The 20,314-nt window shown below is 70.4% G+C and carries 17 protein-coding genes; all 17 read left to right on the forward strand.

Annotated elements, in window-relative coordinates:
* Nucleotides 1–122: 122 nt before the first annotated feature.
* The 17 genes from A5767_RS07225 (at nt 123) to A5767_RS07305 (ending at nt 20,166) form a co-directional block, all read left to right on the forward strand.
* Entirely contained in the window at nt 123–542 is a 420-nt protein-coding gene (locus A5767_RS07225) for a DUF3040 domain-containing protein (RefSeq protein WP_024101274.1), read from the forward strand.
* A gap of 448 nt (nt 543–990) precedes the next feature.
* Nucleotides 991–1,422 carry a division/cell wall cluster transcriptional repressor MraZ gene (gene mraZ, locus A5767_RS07230; protein ID WP_006554148.1) on the forward strand — a complete coding sequence of 144 codons (432 nt, stop codon included), beginning with the start codon at nt 991–993 and terminating at the stop codon, nt 1,420–1,422.
* 385 nt (nt 1,423–1,807) lie between these two features.
* A complete protein-coding gene (gene rsmH / locus A5767_RS07235) occupies nt 1,808–2,755 on the forward strand; it encodes a 16S rRNA (cytosine(1402)-N(4))-methyltransferase RsmH (RefSeq protein ID WP_231412803.1) in 948 nt (315 codons plus the stop codon).
* A gap of 3 nt (nt 2,756–2,758) precedes the next feature.
* Nucleotides 2,759–3,607 carry a hypothetical protein gene (locus tag A5767_RS07240; protein WP_064852006.1) on the forward strand — a complete coding sequence of 283 codons (849 nt, stop codon included), beginning with the start codon at nt 2,759–2,761 and terminating at the stop codon, nt 3,605–3,607.
* Between the two features lie 71 nt (nt 3,608–3,678).
* A complete protein-coding gene (locus tag A5767_RS07245) occupies nt 3,679–5,511 on the forward strand; it encodes a peptidoglycan D,D-transpeptidase FtsI family protein (RefSeq protein WP_064852007.1) in 1,833 nt (610 codons plus the stop codon).
* Nucleotides 5,512–5,717: 206 nt separating this feature from the next.
* Nucleotides 5,718–7,352: a UDP-N-acetylmuramoyl-L-alanyl-D-glutamate--2,6-diaminopimelate ligase gene (locus A5767_RS07250; protein ID WP_064852008.1), complete on the forward strand. Its 1,635-nt coding sequence runs from the start codon at nt 5,718–5,720 to the stop codon at nt 7,350–7,352.
* Nucleotides 7,349–8,890, forward strand: coding sequence for a UDP-N-acetylmuramoyl-tripeptide--D-alanyl-D-alanine ligase (locus A5767_RS07255; RefSeq protein ID WP_064852009.1), 1,542 nt, complete (start codon nt 7,349–7,351; stop codon nt 8,888–8,890). Before A5767_RS07250 ends, A5767_RS07255 begins: the two co-directional genes overlap by 4 nt.
* The gene (mraY, locus tag A5767_RS07260) at nt 8,887–9,966 is read left to right on the forward strand and encodes a phospho-N-acetylmuramoyl-pentapeptide-transferase (protein ID WP_064852010.1); all 1,080 of its coding nucleotides are present in this window, start codon (nt 8,887–8,889) and stop codon (nt 9,964–9,966) included. The genes A5767_RS07255 and mraY overlap by 4 nt, the downstream gene beginning before the upstream one ends.
* A 2-nt stretch (nt 9,967–9,968) precedes the next feature.
* Nucleotides 9,969–11,459 carry a UDP-N-acetylmuramoyl-L-alanine--D-glutamate ligase gene (gene murD / locus A5767_RS07265; protein ID WP_024101270.1) on the forward strand — a complete coding sequence of 497 codons (1,491 nt, stop codon included), beginning with the start codon at nt 9,969–9,971 and terminating at the stop codon, nt 11,457–11,459.
* An 80-nt stretch (nt 11,460–11,539) separates the two neighbouring features.
* Nucleotides 11,540–13,036, forward strand: a complete 1,497-nt coding sequence (gene ftsW / locus A5767_RS07270) for a putative lipid II flippase FtsW (protein ID WP_064852021.1) — start codon at nt 11,540–11,542, stop codon at nt 13,034–13,036.
* Nucleotides 13,033–14,187: an undecaprenyldiphospho-muramoylpentapeptide beta-N-acetylglucosaminyltransferase gene (murG, locus tag A5767_RS07275; RefSeq protein WP_064852011.1), complete on the forward strand. Its 1,155-nt coding sequence runs from the start codon at nt 13,033–13,035 to the stop codon at nt 14,185–14,187. Before ftsW ends, murG begins: the two co-directional genes overlap by 4 nt.
* Nucleotides 14,184–15,752 (forward strand): UDP-N-acetylmuramate--L-alanine ligase, encoded by a 1,569-nt coding sequence (murC, locus tag A5767_RS07280; RefSeq protein ID WP_064852012.1) that lies wholly within the window; start codon nt 14,184–14,186, stop codon nt 15,750–15,752. The genes murG and murC overlap by 4 nt, the downstream gene beginning before the upstream one ends.
* Entirely contained in the window at nt 15,749–16,522 is a 774-nt protein-coding gene (locus tag A5767_RS07285) for a cell division protein FtsQ/DivIB (RefSeq protein ID WP_006554137.1), read from the forward strand. The genes murC and A5767_RS07285 overlap by 4 nt, the downstream gene beginning before the upstream one ends.
* A 245-nt stretch (nt 16,523–16,767) precedes the next feature.
* On the forward strand, nt 16,768–17,997 hold the full coding sequence (gene ftsZ / locus A5767_RS07290) for a cell division protein FtsZ (protein ID WP_064852013.1): 1,230 nt from the start codon (nt 16,768–16,770) through the stop codon (nt 17,995–17,997).
* Nucleotides 17,994–18,740 carry a peptidoglycan editing factor PgeF gene (pgeF, locus tag A5767_RS07295; protein ID WP_064852014.1) on the forward strand — a complete coding sequence of 249 codons (747 nt, stop codon included), beginning with the start codon at nt 17,994–17,996 and terminating at the stop codon, nt 18,738–18,740. Before ftsZ ends, pgeF begins: the two co-directional genes overlap by 4 nt.
* Nucleotides 18,737–19,471 carry a YggS family pyridoxal phosphate-dependent enzyme gene (locus tag A5767_RS07300; RefSeq protein ID WP_064852015.1) on the forward strand — a complete coding sequence of 245 codons (735 nt, stop codon included), beginning with the start codon at nt 18,737–18,739 and terminating at the stop codon, nt 19,469–19,471. The genes pgeF and A5767_RS07300 overlap by 4 nt, the downstream gene beginning before the upstream one ends.
* 32 nt (nt 19,472–19,503) lie before the next feature.
* A complete protein-coding gene (locus A5767_RS07305) occupies nt 19,504–20,166 on the forward strand; it encodes a cell division protein SepF (RefSeq protein WP_064852016.1) in 663 nt (220 codons plus the stop codon).
* Nucleotides 20,167–20,314 lie beyond the last annotated feature (148 nt).

Genomic DNA, 20,314 nt, shown 5'->3' on the forward strand with positions numbered 1-20,314 from the left:
TGGAGTTTGTGGTCCACAGCGACATCTGCTCGTATTATTGACTCAGGCGGCCGTACGGACGGCCCCCCACCGGATTCGCCCCACGGATCCGGTGGCCACCGTTTAGTGCCGGGGGAGGTACCGTGCCACTCTCCGAGCACGAGCAGCGCATGCTCGATCAGATCGAGAGCGCGCTCTATGCTGAGGATCCCAAGTTCGCCTCGACCGTGCGTGGCAGCCGGTTGGGGATGGCGTCGAACCGGCGGCGGCTACAGGCCGGCGCTTTGTTCGTGTTGGGCCTGACGCTGCTGATCGCCGGCGTTGCCCTGCCGCTCAAGCCGGGCGGCTTCCCGATCATCAGTCTGCTCGGGTTCCTCGTGATGTTCGCCGCCGGAGTCTTGTTGCTCCTCGGCGGTCGTCGGCCGTCGACTCCCGGGGCGACGGGCGGTAGTTCCGGTTCCGGAAAGTCCGGTCGAAGTTCCCGCGGCGGCAAGAAGTCCTCGGGTGGTGGCTTCACCAACCGCATGGAAGAGCGGTTCCGGAGGCGTTTCGAGCAGGACTGACCTCCTCGACCATCAGGTGTACCGACGACGGCGCGACCCACGGGTCGTGCCGTCGTCGTTCGTCTGCAGACCTTTCACCGACCCGGCGTCGTCCGCCTCTCCGCCCCTCTGTCCCTCCACCACCGCGCCCCACTCGCGCAATCTCCGTCTCCCCACCGCCTCCCACCTCGGCTCCGGCCGCAGTGTTTTCCCTGGTCGCCGATTGCTCGGCCCTCGCTCCGCCGGTGGGGCGGATCGTCGGGGCGCCGACAGCGGTGGATCCGTCGTCGTCACGCGAGCGCGTGTCCCCATTTTCCGCCACCTGCTCTGAGCTGGGAATGTGACGACAACACGCGCGGCCGGGCGGCAGTAATCCGTTTCCGGTGGGGCAAAGTGGGGTAATGTGGGGCGCGGCGGGACAAGGTGTCCTGTCGCGCGAAGCATCCGTCCGGCAGCGGGGAGGCGCCGAGTGTTCCTCGGTACCTACACCCCGAAGTTGGACGACAAGGGCCGGCTGACACTGCCGGCGAAGTACCGAGACGAGCTGGCGGGAGGGTTGATGATCACGAAGGGGCAGGATCACAGCCTCACCGTGTTCCCTCGCGACGAGTTCGCCGCTCTGGCAGAACGCGCTGCGAGTGCCTCACGGAGCAACCCTCAGGCACGTGCGTTCCTGCGGAGTCTCGCGTCGGGAACGGAGGAGCAGCGACCCGACTCACAAGGCCGGATCACGCTGTCGTCAGCCCACCGCAAGTACGCCGGTCTCACCAAGGACTGCGTGGTGATCGGTTCGGTCAGGTACCTCGAGATCTGGGACGCGACGGCATGGGAGACCTACCTCGCCGAGCACGAAGAAGACTTCTCGGAAGCGAGAGACGAAGCACTACGCGACATCTTGTAACCACGGCTCGGGTTGCGCGGCGAGTGCCGCGAGGCCTCTGCCCGATGTGCCGGCCCTGACGCACTTCCCCAGCGCCAGGTACGGACCGGAGGGCCCTGACGCACTTCCCCGGCGTCAGGTCTCTTCGGACTCGGACAGAGACCTCGAGGCATTCGCCGTCTTCCGTATCCACCCCCCCGTGGCGGCGAGCACGGTATCGAGACGAGCGACAGGCAGGCACGAGGCATACCACCGTCCACCCGACGAGTACCCGACAGACCGTAAGCGGCCCGAGCAGGATTCCGGAGGACACATGGTGGACGGCGAGCACGAATCCGTCGATGGTACGGATGAGGCCACCGGTGCCGATGTGACATCTGCGGCGGAATTCGGCCACGTGCCCGTCATGCTCCAGCGCGCCGTCGACCTTCTCGGTCCGGCCATCGAGAGCGTCGGTCCCGACGGCGAGGGCGCGGTCTACGTCGACGCGACACTCGGTCTCGGGGGGCACTCCGAACACTTCCTGACGATCTACCCGAGGCTGCGGCTCGTCGGCCTCGACCGTGATACCGACGCACTGGCGATCGCCCGCGAGCGACTCGCACGGTTCTCCGACCGCACAGACTTCGTCCACACCCGCTACGACGGGATCGCCGACGCGCTCGAGAGCGTCGGCCTCGACCGGTACGGCTCGGTCCACGCCGCCCTGTTCGATCTCGGCGTGTCCTCGATGCAGCTCGACGAGGCGGAGCGCGGTTTCGCCTATTCCAAGGACGCCCCGCTCGACATGCGGATGGATGCCACCACCGGCATCACCGCGGCCGATGTCCTCAACACCTACAGTCACGGCGACCTCGCTCGCATCCTGAGCACCTACGGCGAGGAGCGTTTCGCCGGCAGGATCGCTTCCGAGATCGTGAGGACCCGGACCAAGACTCCCTTCCGGACGAGTGGCGAACTCGTCGAACTGCTGTACCGCACGATCCCGGCGGCGACCCGCCGTACCGGTGGTCACCCGGCCAAGCGCACCTTCCAGGCGTTGCGGGTCGAGGTCAACGCGGAGCTCGACTCGTTGCGCACCGCGATCCCCGACGCTCTCGACGCTCTCGCGGTGGGCGGCCGGATCGTCTTCATGTCCTACCAGTCGCTCGAGGACAAGGTCGTCAAGCAGGAACTGACACCGCGTGCGAAGTCCCGCAGTCCCGAAGGGCTTCCGGTCGAACTGCCCGGGATGGGACCGGAACTGCGCATCCTCACCCGCGGTGCGGAGCGGGCAACGGACGACGAGATCGAGGCCAACCCACGTTCGGCGCCCGTCCGCCTGCGTGCTGCAGAACGAATCGCCAGGAGGTAACCGATGACCGTACAGGTGGCACCCCCGCAGCGCCGGAACCCGGGGCGATCGACCGCAGCGCAGCGTGCCTATCAGCGACGGTCGCAGCGCGCAGCGCAGCTCGGGGTCGAACAGGTGCAGGCCCGCGGGCGCACGACGGGTGCCGGACGTGTCCGCACCCGGATCCCGTTCGTCGCCACCATCATCGGGCTCCTGGGCGTGGGCATGGCCGTGACGCTGTTGCTGACCACCCGGGCGACCGAAGACTCCTACGAGCTCAGCGCGGCGCGGTCCCTCAACGAGGAGCTCGCCCAGAAGCGGGCGGTGCTCCAGCGCGACGTCGCCACGGCCGAGTCGGCTCCCGCGCTCGCGGTCGCCGCGGCGGAACTGGGGATGATCCCCACCGGGCAGGTCGCGCGGATCGTCGTCGCTCCGGACGGTTCGGTGCAGGTGGTGGGCGATCCGGTTCCGGCCCAGGGTGCCCCGCCGGTCCCGCTGGATCCGCCCGCCCGAGAGGACGCCCGCGTCCAGACCCCGCTGGCCGGCAGCGCTGGGGCGGAGACCCCGCGGCCGCTCGGTGACGTGAGCGAGGAACCCCGGCCGCGCACCGACACCGAGGACACGCGTCGGGCCGCGCCATCGGCCGACGGCCGCCCGGTGGGCGAGGAACCGGCACCGGCTCCTGTGCCCGTACCCGCGGCGGAAGCTCCCGCGGGCGCCACGCCGGATGTCGAGGGTGCCGCACCTGTACCGCCCGCGGCAGGACAATCGGTACCCGTGAGCGAACTGCCGCAATCCGAAGCGCCCCGTGAGGCGGCGCCCGAAGCACCAGTCCAGGCCGTGCCGACGGAACCCGAGGGCGGGCCTCGGTGAACAACCGCTCCACCCCTCGGCGTGCACCGCAGCGACGTTCCACCCCGGCGACGCGCGGCGGCCGCGCTCGAATGCCGGCGCCGCGCGATCGCATGCAGCGCGACCGGACGAGTTTCGCGTTCCGCAACAAGTGGGGCCGGATCGGCATGTTCGGCATTCTGGGCGTAGCCGTCGCCCAGTTGTTGTCCGTGCAGCTCGTCCAGGCCCCCACACTGTCCGCCGAAGCCGCCAGCCAGCGCACCACCCGACTCGTCGAACCCGCGACCCGCGGCACCATCGCCGATCGCAACGGGGAACCGCTCGCCTACACCATGGAGGCGAAGGCGCTGACCTTCCAACCCGTGCGGGTGCGCAAGGAACTCGAGGAGGAACGCGCGAAGGACCCGTCCCGGCCCGAGGTCTCCGAATATCTCGAGGGCGTCGCGTCGGCGGTCCACGAGGCGCTCGGCGCTGCGGCGCCGGAGAAGGACGTGCTCGAGATGCTCGAGAGCGACGAGACCTTCGTCTACCTCGCCCGCGGCGTCGATCCGGGGGTCGCGGCGGAGATCGTCGACGAGTACGACAAGGTCGGCACCGAGCGTCAGGACATCCGTCTGTACCCGGGCGGATCGCTCGCCGCCAATCTCGTCGGCGCGACCGGCTGGGACGGACACGGCCTGATCGGGCTCGAAGCGTCGATGGACGCCGTGCTGGCGGGTACCGACGGTTCGTCCACCTACGACCGTGGATCCGACGGCGCCGTCATCCCGGGCAGCTGGCGCGACCGTCAGCCCGCCGTCGACGGTTCCTCCGTCGAGCTCACGATCGACAACGACCTGCAGTACCACGTGCAGCAGGAGGTCCAGCGCGCGAAGGACCTGTCCGGGGCGAAGAACGCCTCCGCTGTGGTGCTCGACGCGCACACTGGCGAAGTGCTCGCCATGTCGAACGACAGCACCTTCGACCCGTCGATCGGTGTCGCGAACAACCCGCCCGACGCCGAACAGGGCAACCTCGCGGTCAGTTCGCCGTTCGAACCCGGATCCGTGAACAAGATCATCACCGCGGCCGCGGCGATCGAGGACGGTCTGACCCGCCCCGACGAGGTCCTGCAGGTCCCCGGCACGATCACCATGGCCGGCGCGACCGTCAAGGACGCCTGGGACCACGGGGTCGTGCCGTACACCACGACGGGTGTGTTCGGGAAGTCGTCGAACGTCGGCACGCTCATGCTCGCCGAGCGGATCGGTGAGGACCGCTTCGCCGAGATGCTGCGACTGTTCGGTCTCGGCCAGCGCACCGATGTCGGCCTGCCCGGCGAATCCGCGGGTCTGCTGCCCAGCCGTGAGCAGTGGTCGGGTGGCACCTTCGCGAACCTGCCCATCGGCCAGGGTCTGTCGATGACCCTGCTGCAGATGACCGCGATCTACCAGACCATCGCGAACGACGGGGAACGTGTCCCGCCGCGGGTCGTGCGCGCGACCATCGCGCCGGACGGCACGCGCACCGAGACGCCCCGTCCCGATCCGGTGCGGGTGGTGAGCCCGCAGACCGCCGCGACGGTGCGCGACATGTTCCGTTCCGTCGTCCAGTCCGATACCGGCAACCAGCAGGGCACCGGTGCGGGCGCCGCCATCGAGGGCTATCAGATCTCGGGCAAGACGGGTACCGCCCAGCAGATCGACCAGAACTGCAAGTGTTACTCGAACTCCGACTACTGGATCACCTTCGCCGGCATCGCTCCGTCCGACGATCCGCGCTATGTCGTGGGCATCATGCTCGACGCCCCGACCCGCAGCTCCGACGGCAGCGGGGGCCAATCGGCCGCGCCGCTGTTCCGCAACATCGCGTCGTGGTTGCTGCAGCGCGACGGCGTGCCGCTGTCGGCCGAACCGGAGAGCAAGTTGATCCTCCAGGTCGACTGACGAGGTGACCGTGGCGCCTCGGTAGGCTGACAGGTCGGTAACGTGACACGACGGTCGTCGCCGAGAGCGGATCGGGAACGAACCCGGAAACATCCGTCGGAGTGCCTGCAGACGAGCTGCAGCGAAGCGAGAGGAAACTGGTGCCTGTGCCATCGAGTCCGGATCCGGCTCCTCCGGAGGAGGGGCGGAGACCCGAGCACCCACCGATGACGCAGATCTCGGTTCTCGCCGACGCCATCGGGGCGCGCGTCGAGATCGTCAATGCAGCCGCCGGAGAGGATGCGGCCCGCGCGGCCGCGATCACCGGCATCGACCTGCGCGCCCAGGGCATCCGCCCCGGCGACGTCTTCGCCGCGCTGCCCGGCGCGCGCGCCCACGGCGCCTCCTACGCGGGCACCGCGCTCGAACGCGGAGCGGTCGCCGTGCTGACCGACGAGGCCGGTCGCGACCTCGTCGCCGAGGCCACCTCCGATTCGGTCGCGGTCCTCGTCCATCCCGAACCGCGTGTCGCGCTGGGGGCGGCGTCGGCCACCGTCTACGGACACCCCTCCCGGAGCATGCAGGTCATCGGCATCACGGGCACGTCCGGTAAGACCACGACGTCCTATCTCGTCGAGGCAGGCCTCGTCGCGGCCGGACGCGTCGTCGGTCTCGTCGGGACCGTGGAGACCCGGATCGAAGGCATTCGCGTGCCGAGCACCCTCACGACACCCGAGGCGCCGCAGCTGCACGCCCTGTTCGCCGTCATGCGCGAACGCGGTGTCGACACGGTCGTGATGGAGGTTTCCAGCCATGCCCTCGCACTCGGTCGCGTGGACGCCACCGAGTTCGCCGTCGGCGGGTTCACCAACCTGTCCCAGGACCATCTCGACTTCCACAAGGACCTCGACGACTACTTCGGCGCGAAGGCCCGGCTGTTCGCCGAGGACTCGCCGGTCCGGGCCCGCCGCGCGGTGGTGTGCACCGACGACGTGTGGGGACGTCGCATGGCCGAGGTCGCGCGCGCGGGCCGCGACGACGCGACCGCAGTCCGCACGGTCACCACGGGTGGCGACGGTGACGCCGGTGACGCTGCCGGCGCCGCGGCCGATTGGACGGTCACCGACGAGGTCCCCGAAGAGACGGGAGTGCAGCAGTTCACCCTGACCGGTCCGGACGGGATCGCCCGCCGCGCCACCGTCGGCCTGCCGGGCCGCTACAACGTCACCAACGCCGCTCTCGCTGTAGCGCTTTGCGCCGAGGTGGGCGCCGACATCGACGCCGCGATCCGCGGTATCGCCGATGTCGCGGTGCCCGGCCGGGTCGAACGGGTCGAGCGCGGTCAGGACTTCCTCGCCGTCGTCGACTACGCCCACAAGCCCGCGGCGCTCGAAGCGGTCATCGGAACCCTGCGCGCCGCGACCGAGGGACGCATCGCCGTCGTCGTCGGTGCGGGCGGCGACCGCGACCGGACGAAGCGGCCGATCATGGGCGAGGTCGCGGCGCGGGCCGCCGATCTGGTGGTCGTGACCGACGACAACCCACGAACCGAGAGCCCCGCCGCCATCCGCGCGGCCGTCCTCGACGGTGCACACTCCGTCCCGGCGGCCGAACGCGGCGAGATCCTCGAGATCGGCGATCGCGCCGCGGCGATCGACGCCGCGGTCGCGTGGGCCCGCCCGGGCGACGTCGTCCTCGTCGCCGGCAAGGGCCACGAGACGGGGCAGGAGATCGACGGAGTGAAGCACCCCTTCGACGACCGCGAGGTCCTCGGCGCAGCTCTCGACAAGTACCGGACCGCAGGACCCGACGGTGACCATCCGCCTGCTGCGGGCGGTTCGCATCACGGAGGCAAGGCATGATCCCGATGACACTGGCTCGGATCGCGGAGGTCGTCGGGGGCACCCTGCACGACGTCGACGATCCGTCCGCCGAGGTGACCGGTTCCGTCGAGTTCGACTCGCGACGGATCGGTCCCGGCGGCCTGTTCCTGGCGCTGCCCGGTGCGCGCTCGGACGGGCACGATCACGCCGCGGCCGCCGTCGCCGCCGGTGCGGTCGCGGTCCTGGCCGCACGGCCGGTGGGTGTGCCCGCCATCGTGGTGCCGCCCATCCCGCCGACCGAGACCAACACCCTCGCGCTCGAACACGACTGCGACGGATCCGGCGCGGCCGTGCTCGTCGGCCTCGCGAAGCTCGCCCGCACCGTGGTGGACACGCTCACCGGCGCCGGCCTCACCGTTGTCGGTGTCACCGGTTCGGCGGGCAAGACGTCCACGAAGGACATGATCGCCGCCGTGCTCGCACCGCTCGGTGAGGTCGTCGCCCCGCCCGGCTCGTTCAACAACGAACTCGGCCACCCCTGGACCGCGCTGCGCGCCACCGAATCCACCCGGTTCCTCGTCCTCGAGAAGTCGGCGCGGGGCCCCGGGCACATCGCGACCCTGACCCGCATCGCCCCGCCGCGGATCGGCGTCGTGCTCAACGTCGGTACCGCACACCTCGGCGAGTTCGGCTCGCAGGAGGTCATCGCCGAGACGAAGGGCGAACTCGTCGAGGCGCTGCCCAGCGCCGCCGAGGGGGGAGTGGCGATCCTCAACGCCGACGACACCCTCGTGTCGAAGATGGCGACCCGCACCACCGGTCGTGTGGTGACCGTCGGGACCGGGTCCGGTGCCGCCTATCGCGCCGAGGACATCCACCTCGACGACCAGGCGCGTGCCTCCTTCACCGCCGTCGTCCCCGGCGCCGACGGACAGGAGCGGCGCGTGCCCGTGCGGCTCGCCGTGCACGGCGAACACCAGATCGGCAACGCCCTGTCGGCGATCGCCGTCGCCGTGGAGTGCGGTGCGACGGTCGAGCAGGCCGCCGAGGCGCTCGCGACGGCGGGTCCCGTCTCGGCGCACCGCATGGCGGTGCAGACCCGATCCGACGGGGTGACCGTCATCGACGACGCCTACAACGCCAATCCCGATTCCATGCGCGCAGCCGTGAAGGCCCTGGTCACCATGGCGCGGTCCGGTCCGGATCGCCGGCGCACCTTCGCGGTGCTGGGGGAGATGGCCGAGCTCGGGGACGACGCCGTCGTCGCACACGACGCCATCGGACGCCTCGCCGTGCGCCTCGACGTCACCCGCATCATCGCCGTCGGTGCCACGCGGCCGGTCCGGGGTCTGTTCCAGGGCGCCGTGATGGAAGGATCGTGGGGTGAGGAAGCGAGCCACGTACCCGATGCCGACGCCGCGATCGCGTTGTTGCGCGACGAACTGCAACCGGGCGACATCGTGCTCGTGAAGGCATCGCAGTCCGTGGGACTGTGGACCGTCGCCGAGGCCGTCCTCGCGGACGACCCCGGTGCCGGAGACAACGACGCTGCTGTGGGGACGGAGGACGCCCGGTGAGACAGATCCTGTTCGCGGCGGGCATCGCGCTCGCAGTCTCGATCCTGCTCACCCCCCTCCTGATCAAGATGTTCTCCCGGCAGGGCTTCGGGCAGGAGATCCGGGTCGAGGGCCCGCAGAGCCATCAGTCCAAGCGCGGCACCCCCACCATGGGCGGCGTCGCGATCCTCGCCGGTCTGTGGGCCGGTTACTGGGGGTCGCATCTCATCGGTACGGGATACGACGCGGAAGGTCCCACGGCCTCGGGTCTGCTCGTGCTCGGCCTGACGACGGCGCTCGGCGGCGTCGGCTTCCTCGACGACTTCATCAAGATCCGCAAGCAGCGCAATCTCGGTCTGAACAAGACGGCCAAGCTCGTCGGCCAGTTGGTCGTCGCGGTGGGTTTCGGCATCCTCGCGCTGCAGTTCCGCAATGCGGACGGTCTCACCCCGGCCAGCACCGATCTGTCCTACGTGCGCGACATCGCCACGGTCTCGATGGGCTCGATCGTGTTCGTCCTGTTCGTCTACCTGCTGGTCAGCGCGTGGTCGAACGCGGTGAACCTCACCGACGGCCTCGACGGTCTCGCTGCCGGTTCGATGGCGCTGGTGCTCGGCGCCTACGTCATCATCACCTTCTGGCAGTACCGCAACGCGTGCGCCGTGGAGCCGACCGCCGGGTGCTACGACGTCCGTGATCCGCTCGATCTCGCGTTGCTGTGCGCCGCCGGCGCTGCCGCCTGCATCGGCTTCCTGTGGTGGAACGCCGCACCGGCCAAGATCTTCATGGGCGACACGGGCTCGCTCGCCCTCGGCGGCATGCTCGCCGGTCTGTCCATCACGACCCGCACCGAGCTGCTCATGGTGGTCATCGGCGCGCTGTTCGTCGCGGAGGCCGCCTCGGTGGTCATCCAGGTCGCGGTCTTCCGGTCCAGCCGCAGGCGGGTGTTCCGGATGGCACCCTTCCACCATCACTTCGAACTCGGCGGATGGGCCGAGACCACGGTGATCATCCGGTTCTGGTTGCTCGCCGCCATCGCCTCGGCGATCGGTCTGGCCCTCTTCTACAGCGAATACCTCGCGGCGATCGGGGACTGACCGTGAACGACGAACTCGAACGGCTCAGAGGACGGGCGGTGCTCGTCGCCGGGGCAGGGGTGTCCGGCCGCGCGACGATCGAACCCCTTACCGATCTCGGCGCCCACGTCACCGTCACCGACCGCAACGAGCGGGCACTGGCCGAGTGCGCGGCGCTCGGCGCCCGGACGGTCGACCTCGACAGTCTCGTCGACGACCCCGCTGCGCTGCGCGAGTTCGCCCTGGTGGTCACGAGTCCCGGATTCCCGCCCGACGCCCCGCTGCTCTCGCGCGCGGCCGGCGCGGCGATCCCCATCTGGGGCGACATCGAACTGTCCTGGCGCATCGACCGCGCCGAGGTCTACGGACCGGCCCGTCGGTGGCTGGCCGTCACCGGGACGAACGGCAAGACCACTACGACCATGATGCTGCACGCGATCCTCGAGGCCTCCGGCCTCGGCAGCGTCGCGTGCGGCAACATCGGTCTTCCCGTGCTCGACGCCCTGCGCCGCGACGAACCGCGGGCCGACGTACTCGCCGTCGAGTTGTCGTCCTTCCAGCTGCACTGGGCGCCCTCGGTTCGGCCCGAGGCCGGCGTCGTGCTCAACATCGCCGAGGACCATCTCGACTGGCACGGCGGCATCGAGAACTACATCGAGGCCAAACTCGGTGCGCTCACCGGCGCCGTCGGGGTCATCGGTCTCGACGACCCGATCGCCGGTGGTCTCGGCGACCGGTCCCGTGCCGTGGTCACCGTGGGCTTCACCCTGGGCTATCCCCAGGAAGGCGAACTCGGGATCAGCGGCGAACTGCTCGTCGACCGGGCGTTCGCCGATTCCGCCGTGCTCGCCCGGGTGGACGACGTGACGCCGCCCGGCCCCGCCGGACTGTCCGACGCACTCGCGGCCGCAGCCCTCGCCCGGGCCATCGACGTGCCCGCCTCGGCGGTGCACGACGGCCTGCGACGGCACCGCGTCGGTCCGCACCGCGCCGCGCCGGTCGGGCAGGTCGACGGCGTCGAGTACATCGACGATTCGAAGGCGACCAATCCGCACGCGGCCCGTAGTTCGCTGCTCGCCCGCGACCGCGTGGTGTGGATCGCCGGTGGTCTGCTCAAGGGCGCCCGCGTGGACGACCTGGTCGCCGAGGTTGCGCCGCGACTGTCCGGAGCCGTGCTGCTCGGCCGCGACGCCGGCGACATCGCCGACGCGTTGGCGCGACACGCCCCGCAGGTCCCGGTCGTCGTCGTGGACACGGGCGACGATGAAGCGATGACCGATGCGACGAGCGAGACCGACACGTCTTCGGTGAGGAGGGCCGTGGCACCGGGCGCCGACGGTCCTGCCGCGATGCGCGTGGTGGTCCGGGAAGCGGCCGCACTCGCCTCGCCGGGGGAGACGGTGCTGCTCGCCCCGGCCGCGGCATCGCTCGACATGTTCGCCGATTACGCGGAGCGCGGCCGGAGTTTCGCGTCCGCGGTCGAAGAACTCCGCGGGGGCGGGACGCAACCGTGACCCCTCGGGCAGGAGTGACCCGAGCAGGGGCGAACACCGACGAGCCGGTGGTCGGAGTACGCGGCCGGTTCGGGGCCTGGATGGCGCGACCGCTCGCGTCCTTCCATCTCGTGGTGACGATCGCCGTCCTGCTCACCGTGCTCGGCCTCGTCATGGTGCTGTCGTCGTCGAGCGTCGGCGCGGTGGCCGCGGCGGGATCGGCCTACGGACTGTTCACCTCCCAGGCGATCTTCGCCGTCCTGGGCATGGTGATCTTCTACATCGCGCTGCAGATCCCGGTCCGGGTGATGCGACGCTTCGCCTTCCCGGCGTTCGCGTTCTCGGTCGTGCTGCTCGTGCTCGTGCTCATACCGGGCATCGGTACGGTCTCGCAGGGCACCCGGGGGTGGTTCGTCATCGCCGGTATCTCGTTGCAGCCGGCGGAGATCGCCAAGATCACCCTTGCCGTGTGGGGTGCGCACCTGCTCGCCTCCCGGCGTGGGGAGAACTCGACGCTGCGCGAGATGCTCGTCCCGCTCGTCCCGGCCGCCCTGCTCGTGACCGGCCTGATCGTGCTCCAGCCCGACCTCGGCACCACCGTCTCGATCGTGATCATCGTGATCGCCCTGTTGTGGTTCGCGGGACTGCCGCTCAAGGTGTTCCTCGGGATCGTCGGCACGGCCGCCACACTCGCGGTGATCCTGGCCTTGACGGCCGGCTATCGCTCGCAGCGTGTGCGGGCCTTCTTCAACCCCGGCGACGACCCGCAGGGTGCCGGTTACCAGGCGCGACAGGCGAAGTTCTCCCTCGCGGACGGCGGCCTGTGGGGTCGCGGGCTCGGTCAGAGCCGCGCGAAGTGGAGTTATCTGCCCAACGCCCACAACGACTTCATCTTCGCGATCATCGGTGAGGAACTGGGCTTCCTCGGTGGAGTGGCCGTCATCGGCCTGTTCGGCCTGTTCGCCTATGTCGGACTGCGGATCGCGATGCGCTCGGCCGACCCCTTCCTGCGCCTGTTCACTGCGACGGCGACGACGTGGATCATCGGCCAGGCCTTCATCAACATCGGCTACGTCGTGGGACTGCTGCCCGTGACCGGCCTGCAGTTGCCGCTCGTGTCGGCCGGTGGTACCTCGACGGCCACCACCCTGCTGATGTTCGGCCTGATCGCCAACGCAGCCAGACACGAACCCGAGGCCATCGCCGCGCTGCACGCGGGTCAGGACGGCCGGTTCGCGCGGCTGCTGCGCCTGCGCAAGCCGGAGGCCTACCGGGCCGGTCGCTCCTCGGCGGCGCGTACGGTCGCAGCACGACAGCCGCGAGCGCGGGCCGCGGCGCCCGAGCGCAGTGCCCGCCCCGCGTCGAAAGGTGGGGGATCGCGCAAGCGGCAGTCCCCCGCACCGAACGAGCGGCAACGGGGAGCCGCGACGGACCGCCGGACATCGGCGGGCCGGACGGAACCCCGGGAGGGGACCGGCCGGGCCCGGCGTGCACAACCTGCACAACCTGCACGCGAACCGGCTCGCGGCCGGCAGCAGACGAACCGCACGACACGCGGATCGAACGGACGAAGCGGAGAGAGAGGGAACCGTAGGTGAGTGGGGAGAGGCCGGCACTGTCGGTGGTGGTGGCCGGAGGCGGCACGGCCGGTCATATCGAACCGGCACTCGCGGTGGCCGACGCCGTTCGCGCACTCGTGCCCGACGCGCGGATCACCGCGATCGGCACCGAACGGGGACTCGAGACGACGCTGGTGCCGCGCCGCGGATATCCCCTCGAACTCATCCCACCGGTGCCGCTGCCCCGCAAGCCGACGGTGGACCTGCTGAGACTTCCCGGCCGGGTCGTCTCGTCGGTGCGCCGTACCAGGCAGATCCTCGACGAGGTCGGCGCCGACGTCGTCGTCGGTTTCGGCGGGTACGTGGCGTTGCCCGCCTATCTCGCGGCCGGAGCCGGTCCGCTGCGTCGACGCCGGCGCATCCCGGTCGTCGTCCACGAGGCCAATGCCAGTGCGGGCATCGCCAATCGCATCGGTGCCCTGCGGGCCGAGCGCGTGCTCGCCGCCGTCCCGCGCTCGGGAATCGTCCGGCGCGGTGACGCACAGATCGTGGGGATCCCGGTCCGCTCGTCGATCACCGGTCTCGACCGCGCCGGGCTGCGCGCGGAGGCACGCCGGCACTTCGGTCTGCCCGACGACGTACCCGTGCTGCTCGTCTTCGGTGGGTCGCAGGGTGCACGCTCGCTGAACGAGGCCGTGTCCGGCGCGTCCTCGACACTCGCAGAGGCCGGCATCGCGGTGCTGCACGCGCACGGACCGAAGAACACCGTGGACATCCCCGCCCATGTCGGTCACGCCCGCGCCCCGTACGTCACCGTGCCCTATCTCGAACGGATGGACCTCGCGTACTCCGCCGCCGATGCGGTGGTCTGCCGGTCCGGGGCCATGACGGTCGCGGAGGTCTCGGCGGTGGGTCTGCCCGCCGTGTACGTGCCGCTCCCGCACGGGAATGGTGAACAGGAACTCAACGCCCGCCCCGTCGTCGAGGCCGGCGGTGGCAGGATCGTCGCCGACGGCGACCTGACTTCGGACTATGTCGCCACGGAAGTGGTGTCGCTGCTCGGCGACGAGCGGAGACTCGTGGAGATGGGGCGCAGCGCCGCGGCCGCTGGTCACCGCAGCGCCGCAGACGAGATGGCGCGCATAGTGCTCGAGGTTGCCGGAGTGGAACCGAACAGGAGTGAACGATGAGTGCGCAGTTACCCGCCGAACTCGAGCGGGTGCACATGGTCGGTATCGGCGGTGCCGGGATGTCGGGCATCGCCCGGATCCTGCTCGCCCGTGGGGGACAGGTATCGGGTTCCGACGCGAAGGAGAGCCGCGGTGTGCTCGCGCTGCGGACCCGCGGCGCGCAGGTCCGCATCGGCCACGCCGCCGAGGCTCTCGACCTGCTGGAGGGTGGTCCTACCGCCCTGGTCACAACGTTCGCGGCTATCCCGAAGGACAATCCCGAACTGGTCGCCGCCCGCGAGCGGGGCATCCCGATCCTGTTGCGACCCGCGGTCCTCGCCTCGCTGATGCGAGGGAACCGCACCTTCCTGGTCTCCGGCACCCACGGCAAGACCTCCACGACGTCGATGCTCGTCGTCGCGCTGCAGCACTGCGGCCTCGATCCGTCCTTCGCGGTGGGCGGTGAACTCAACGAATCCGGGACCAACGCCCACCACGGCAGCGGGGACGTCTTCGTCGCCGAAGCCGACGAGAGCGACGGCTCGCTGCTGCAGTACGACCCGAACACCGTGATCGTCACGAACATCGAGGCCGATCACCTCGACTACTTCGGCACGCCGGAGGCGTACACGGCGGTCTTCGACGAGTTCGTCGCCCGCATCGCCCCCGGCGGCCTGCTCGTCGTCTGCCTCGACGACCCCGGCTCGGCGGCCCTCGCCGAGCGCGTCGTCGCCCTCGGCCGCGACGACCTGCGGGTGCAGGGTTACGGCACCGCCGACTTCATCGGCACCGTGGGCGACCACCGCGGCGTTCCCGTCGGGGTGCGGCTGCTCGGCTGGGAGGCCAAGGATGTCGGCGGCGTCGCCGAGTTCCACCTCGCGGGTGAGGATTCGCCGCGCACCGTGCGACTGTCCGTCCCCGGCCGGCACATGGCGCTCAATGCTCTCGCCGCGCTGCTCGCCGCGCTCGAAGCCGGAGCGCAGGTCGACGAGGCGCTGGAAGGCCTCGCCGGTTTCGGTGGTGTGCACCGGCGGTTCCAGTACACCGGCCGCGAACACGGTGTGCGGGTGTTCGACGACTACGCCCACCATCCCACCGAGGTCCGCGCGGTCCTTGCGGCCGCGGCCGAACTCGTGGCGGGAGAGCCGCTGCGCTACACCGAGACCGGCACCGAACGGCCCCGCGTGATCGTCGTCTTCCAGCCGCATCTCTACTCGCGCACCGAGGCGTTCGCCACCGAGTTCGGGCGGGCTCTCGACCTCGCCGACGAGGTTGTGGTGCTCGACGTCTACGGCGCCCGGGAGGAACCGATCCCGGGTGTGAGCGGTGCGCTGGTCGCGCGGGCGGTGAGCAAGCCTGTGCACTACCAGCCGAATCTGTCCGCGGTGCCGCGGCAGGTCGCGCGTCTGACCCGGCCGGGTGATGTCGTGATCACGATGGGTGCCGGTGACGTCACGATGCTGGGCCGGCAGATCCTCGACGCGCTCCACAGCAAACCGGGTCGCTTCCGTCCGGCCGGGTCGGCTCCCGAGCCCGGCGGATTCCGCGCACCCGGCGGTTCCGGACCGGGACCGATCAGCTCGTGACGCCCGCCGCCGTCTCGTCGCGCCGCCGTCGCGGACGACCGTCACGCGAACCGCGTGAGCCCGATGAAGCCCGCGAACGCAGCACTGCCCGCCGCCCGTCCGGGCGGTCGGTGCGCCTGCGGACGGTACTGCTAGGGGCGGCTGTCGTCGCGGTGTTCCTCGGTGCCATCGCGGTGGCGTGGCTGTCGCCGTTGCTGTCCGTGCGGGTGATCGAGGTGGACGGGATCGAGGTCGTCACCTACGACGAGGTGGTCGACGCGCTCGCGGTCGCCGAGGGCACGCCGCTGCTCCGGGTCGACACGGCCGCGGCGGCCCAGCGGGTCGCGACGATTCCGCGTGCGGCGTCGGCCCGGGTCCAGCGGGTCTATCCCTCCACCGTCCGGGTGACAGTGACCGAGCGCGAGGCGATGGTCTTCTTCGACGCCCCCGACGGCACCCACTCTGTCGACATCGAGGGAGTGGACTTCGCGGTCGAGCCGCCTCCGATGTTCACTCCCCGTCTCGTCACTCCGACGCCGGGCACCGGCGATCCCGCGACCCGCGCCGCCGTGGAGGTGCTCGACAAGTTACCGCCCGACCTGCGCGTGCAGGTGGAGACGGTCGAAGCGCCCTCCCCGTCCGACATCTCGATCGTCCTCACCGACGGGCGTGTCGTGGTGTGGGGTGGAACCGATCGTTCCGAGCGGAAGGCGGCGGTCGTCGGCCCGCTGCTGACACAGCCGGGGGAGCGATTCGACGTGGCGAGTCCCGACCTGCCGACGGTGAGGTGAGGGATCGACGAAATTCGTCCGGCGTGTCCGGCGCGTCTACTGGCTAATCTCGGTACCCGTGCCATAGCGTTTCGGACAGTCGCGTTACTTGACATAACCTTCAAGCTGTGGTTGAGGGTTTGTCGGGGCAGCGCGCTGCGGAGCCGTCCGCCCGACCGGCGGACGTGACCGACATCGAGTCAGACCCAGACCCAGCACCACCCGGACACCATGCACCACCCGGAACTTCAGGAAGGCGAGAGCACATGACGCCCCCGCACAACTACCTCGCCGTAATCAAGGTCGTCGGTATCGGCGGTGGCGGCGTGAACGCGGTCAACCGCATGATCGAGCAGGGACTCAAGGGAGTCGAGTTCATTGCCGTCAACACCGACGCGCAAGCCCTGCTCATGTCGGATGCCGACGTCAAGCTCGACGTCGGCCGCGAACTGACCCGCGGACTCGGCGCCGGCGCAGACCCGGAGGTCGGCCGCAAGGCCGCCGAGGATCACAAGGACGAGATCGAAGAAGTACTCAAGGGCGCCGACATGGTCTTCGTGACCGCAGGCGAGGGTGGTGGAACCGGTACCGGCGGCGCTCCCGTCGTCGCGAGCATCGCCCGCAAACTCGGCGCGCTCACCGTCGGTGTCGTCACGCGTCCGTTCTCGTTCGAGGGCAAGCGCCGCGGCAGTCAGGCCGACACCGGCATCCAGACGCTGCGCGAGTCCTGCGACACGCTCATCGTCATCCCCAACGACCGGCTCCTCCAGCTCGGCGACGCCGCCGTCAGTCTCATGGACGCCTTCCGCTCCGCCGACGAGGTGCTCCTCAACGGTGTCCAGGGCATCACCGACCTCATCACCACACCGGGTCTGATCAACGTCGACTTCGCCGACGTGAAGGGCGTCATGTCGGGTGCCGGCTCCGCGTTGATGGGCATCGGCTCGTCGCGCGGCGAAGGGCGTGCGATCAAGGCCGCGGAGGCCGCGATCAACTCGCCGCTGCTCGAGGCGTCGATGGAAGGCGCGCGCGGCGTGCTGCTGTCGATCGCCGGCGGATCCGATCTCGGCCTGTTCGAGATCAACGAGGCTGCCTCGCTCGTGCAGGAGGCCGCGCACATCGACGCCAACATCATCTTCGGCACGGTCATCGACGACTCGCTCGGCGACGAGGTCCGCGTGACCGTCATCGCCGCGGGCTTCGAGGGCGGAACGCCTGCCCGCCGTCCCGTCGAGGTCGGCCAGCAGCAGCAGGGGCAGGCGCAACAGCAGCCTCCGCAGCAGCAGCAGCCGGCCGGTCGGCCCGGTGCGATCGGCGTCGCGCGCGCCGGCGAACTCGGCCGTCCCGAGCGCGAGACCGTCGAAACCACCCCCGTGCGCGAGCAGCCCCCCGTCGGCAGCCAGCCGCCGGCCGGAGGCGGCAACGCACCCCGCAGCGTGGACATCGACGACGACGGTGACGACGACGTCGACGTGCCGATCTTCATGCGCCGTTGACGGCTCCGCACCGCCTGCTGCGCGCCCGCCGGGTCGTGACCACACGAGCCGGCGGGGTGTCCGCAGCTCCGTACGACAGTTTCAACCTCGCCGATCACGTCGGTGACGACCCGGCCGCAGTCGCTGCCAACCGGCGGCGGCTCGCGTCCGTCATCGGGTTGCCGCCCGAGCGGTTCGTCTGGATGGAACAGATCCACAGCCGCAACGTCACCGTGGTCGACGGGCCGGTGTCCGAACCCGTTCCCGCCACCGATGCGCTCGTCACCCGCGAGACCGGGCTCGCGCTCGTGACCCTCAGCGCCGACTGCGTGTCGATCCTGCTGTCCGACGAGGTGGCCGGGGTGATCGCCGCGGTGCACGCCGGCCGGGTGGGGGCGCGCATCGGGATCCTCCCGCGCGTGCTCGACGTCATGGTCGATCTCGGCACCCGCCCCGATCGCATCGGTGCGCTGCTCGGACCGGCCGCGAGTGGCCGGCAGTACGAGGTGCCCGCGGCGATGAGGGCCGATGTCGAGGCACACCTGCCCGGCAGCGCGACCCGCACGAACCGCGGTACTCCCGGACTCGACCTGCGTGCCGGACTGCGCCGCCAGCTCGCCGATCACGGCGTGACCGCCGTGGTGGAGGATCCGCGCTGCACGATCGAGGACACCTCGCTGTTCAGCCACCGGCGTTCGGCACCCACGGGGCGGTTCGCCTCGGTCGTCTGGCTCGAGGAGGCCGGCGAGGAGGGAACGGCGTGAGCCCCCCCACCTCCGAGGAGCGGCGCGACGAACTCGCCGGACGTCTCGCCGCCGTACGCGAGCGGCTCGACGCCGCGGCGCGCGCCGCCGGACGCGATCCGTCGGACGTCGCGTTGCTGACGGTCACCAAGTTCTTTCCCGCCTCCGACGCCGTGCTCCTCCACGAGCTGGGATGCGAACGCTTCGGCGAGTCCCGCGAGCAGGAGGCGAGCGCGAAGATCGCCGTGTTCCGGGAGAGCGTCGACGCGCCGGTCGAGTGGCACATGATCGGTCGGGTGCAGCGCAACAAGGCCCGTGCCGTCGCCCGTTGGGCGCACACGGTGCACTCGGTCGACAGTCTCCGTCTCGTGCAGGCCTTCGAGAAGGGGGCGCGGGCCGCCCTCGACACCGGCGAACGCACCGGACCGCTGCGGGCACTGCTGCAGGTCAGCCTCGACGGCGACCGGGAGCGCGGCGGCGTGGTCGCCGAGGATCTTCCCGCCCTCGCCGAGGCGGTCGCCGCGTCCGAGGTCCTCGAACTCGGAGGCCTGATGGGAGTGCCGCCGCTCGGGTGGGAGCCCGAGCGGGCATTCGAGCAGCTTCACGCCATGCATACACGGTTGCTGCAGGACCACCCGGCGGCGGTGGAGCTGTCCGCGGGCATGTCGGGTGACCTCGAGCACGCGGTTCGATGGGGTTCGACGTGCGTGCGTGTCGGAACGGCGGTGTTGGGGTATCGACCGTTAGCCTGAATGACATCCGCCGCGCGAGGGAAAGGCGATCGATGAGCACACTCCACAAGTTCAAGGCGTACTTCGGGATGGTGCCGCTCGAGGATTACGAGGACGAGTACCTCGACGATCCGGCGAGTGGCCGCCGCGACCGTGATCGCGACTACGGCGAGGCCGCTTATGGCGGCTACGCGCCGTCGCATCGCGACGAGTACGCCCCGTCGCACCGCGAGGAACCGGTTCGCGAGTTCGAGCACGACGAGTTCGACCGGTACGAGCCGGCACCGCGTCCGCGGGTCGAACCCATCACCGCTCGCAGTCCCCGTCCGGCGCCCACCCCGGCCCGCGCGGTTCCCAGCCGTGCACCACTGACGGCGGAGAGCCGGCTCGAGCGCGCCGAGCCCCGGCGTGGTGCGCTCTTCGACGAGGGAGGTCCGTTGTCCAAGATCACCACGTTGCGCCCCCGCGACTACAGCGAGGCGCGCACGATCGGTGAGCGTTTCCGCGACGGAACGCCGGTCATCATGGACCTCGTCGAGATGAGCAACGCCGACGCCAAGCGACTCGTCGACTTCGCGGCCGGGCTCGCCTTCGCGCTGCGCGGTTCGTTCGACAAGGTGGCCACGAAGGTCTTCCTGCTCTCGCCCGCCGACATCGACGTCTCCGCCGAGGAACGGCGGCGTATCGCCGAGACCGGCTTCTACAACCAGCAGTAGTCGACGCGCGCTGCGCGGGCGTGCACACGGCACGTCCGTCGTGGCATGCCCGTCGCCGTCCCTCGAGTGTTCCGACACGCCCGGCCATGATGCAGATCACTGCAGGCCGGGCGTTTCGGTTTTGATCGACCCGTCATCGTCGGGCATT

It is taken from the genome of Rhodococcus sp. 852002-51564_SCH6189132-a, from assembly GCF_001665495.1.
GTDB lineage: Bacteria > Actinomycetota > Actinomycetes > Mycobacteriales > Mycobacteriaceae > Rhodococcus > Rhodococcus pyridinivorans.

Bases quoted from the DNA above. Each gene is read 5' to 3' on its own strand.
- rsmH (WP_231412803.1), top strand. From the start codon at position 1,808: ATGCTCCAGCGCGCCGTCGACCTTCTCGGTCCGGCCATCGAGAGCGTC.
- A5767_RS07240 (WP_064852006.1), top strand. From the start codon at position 2,759: ATGACCGTACAGGTGGCACCCCCGCAGCGCCGGAACCCGGGGCGATCG.
- A5767_RS07245 (WP_064852007.1), top strand. From the start codon at position 3,679: ATGCCGGCGCCGCGCGATCGCATGCAGCGCGACCGGACGAGTTTCGCG.
- A5767_RS07250 (WP_064852008.1), top strand. From the start codon at position 5,718: ATGACGCAGATCTCGGTTCTCGCCGACGCCATCGGGGCGCGCGTCGAG.
- A5767_RS07255 (WP_064852009.1), top strand. From the start codon at position 7,349: ATGATCCCGATGACACTGGCTCGGATCGCGGAGGTCGTCGGGGGCACC.
- ftsW (WP_064852021.1), top strand. From the start codon at position 11,540: ATGGCGCGACCGCTCGCGTCCTTCCATCTCGTGGTGACGATCGCCGTC.
- murC (WP_064852012.1), top strand. From the start codon at position 14,184: ATGAGTGCGCAGTTACCCGCCGAACTCGAGCGGGTGCACATGGTCGGT.
- ftsZ (WP_064852013.1), top strand. From the start codon at position 16,768: ATGACGCCCCCGCACAACTACCTCGCCGTAATCAAGGTCGTCGGTATC.
- A5767_RS07305 (WP_064852016.1), top strand. From the start codon at position 19,504: ATGAGCACACTCCACAAGTTCAAGGCGTACTTCGGGATGGTGCCGCTC.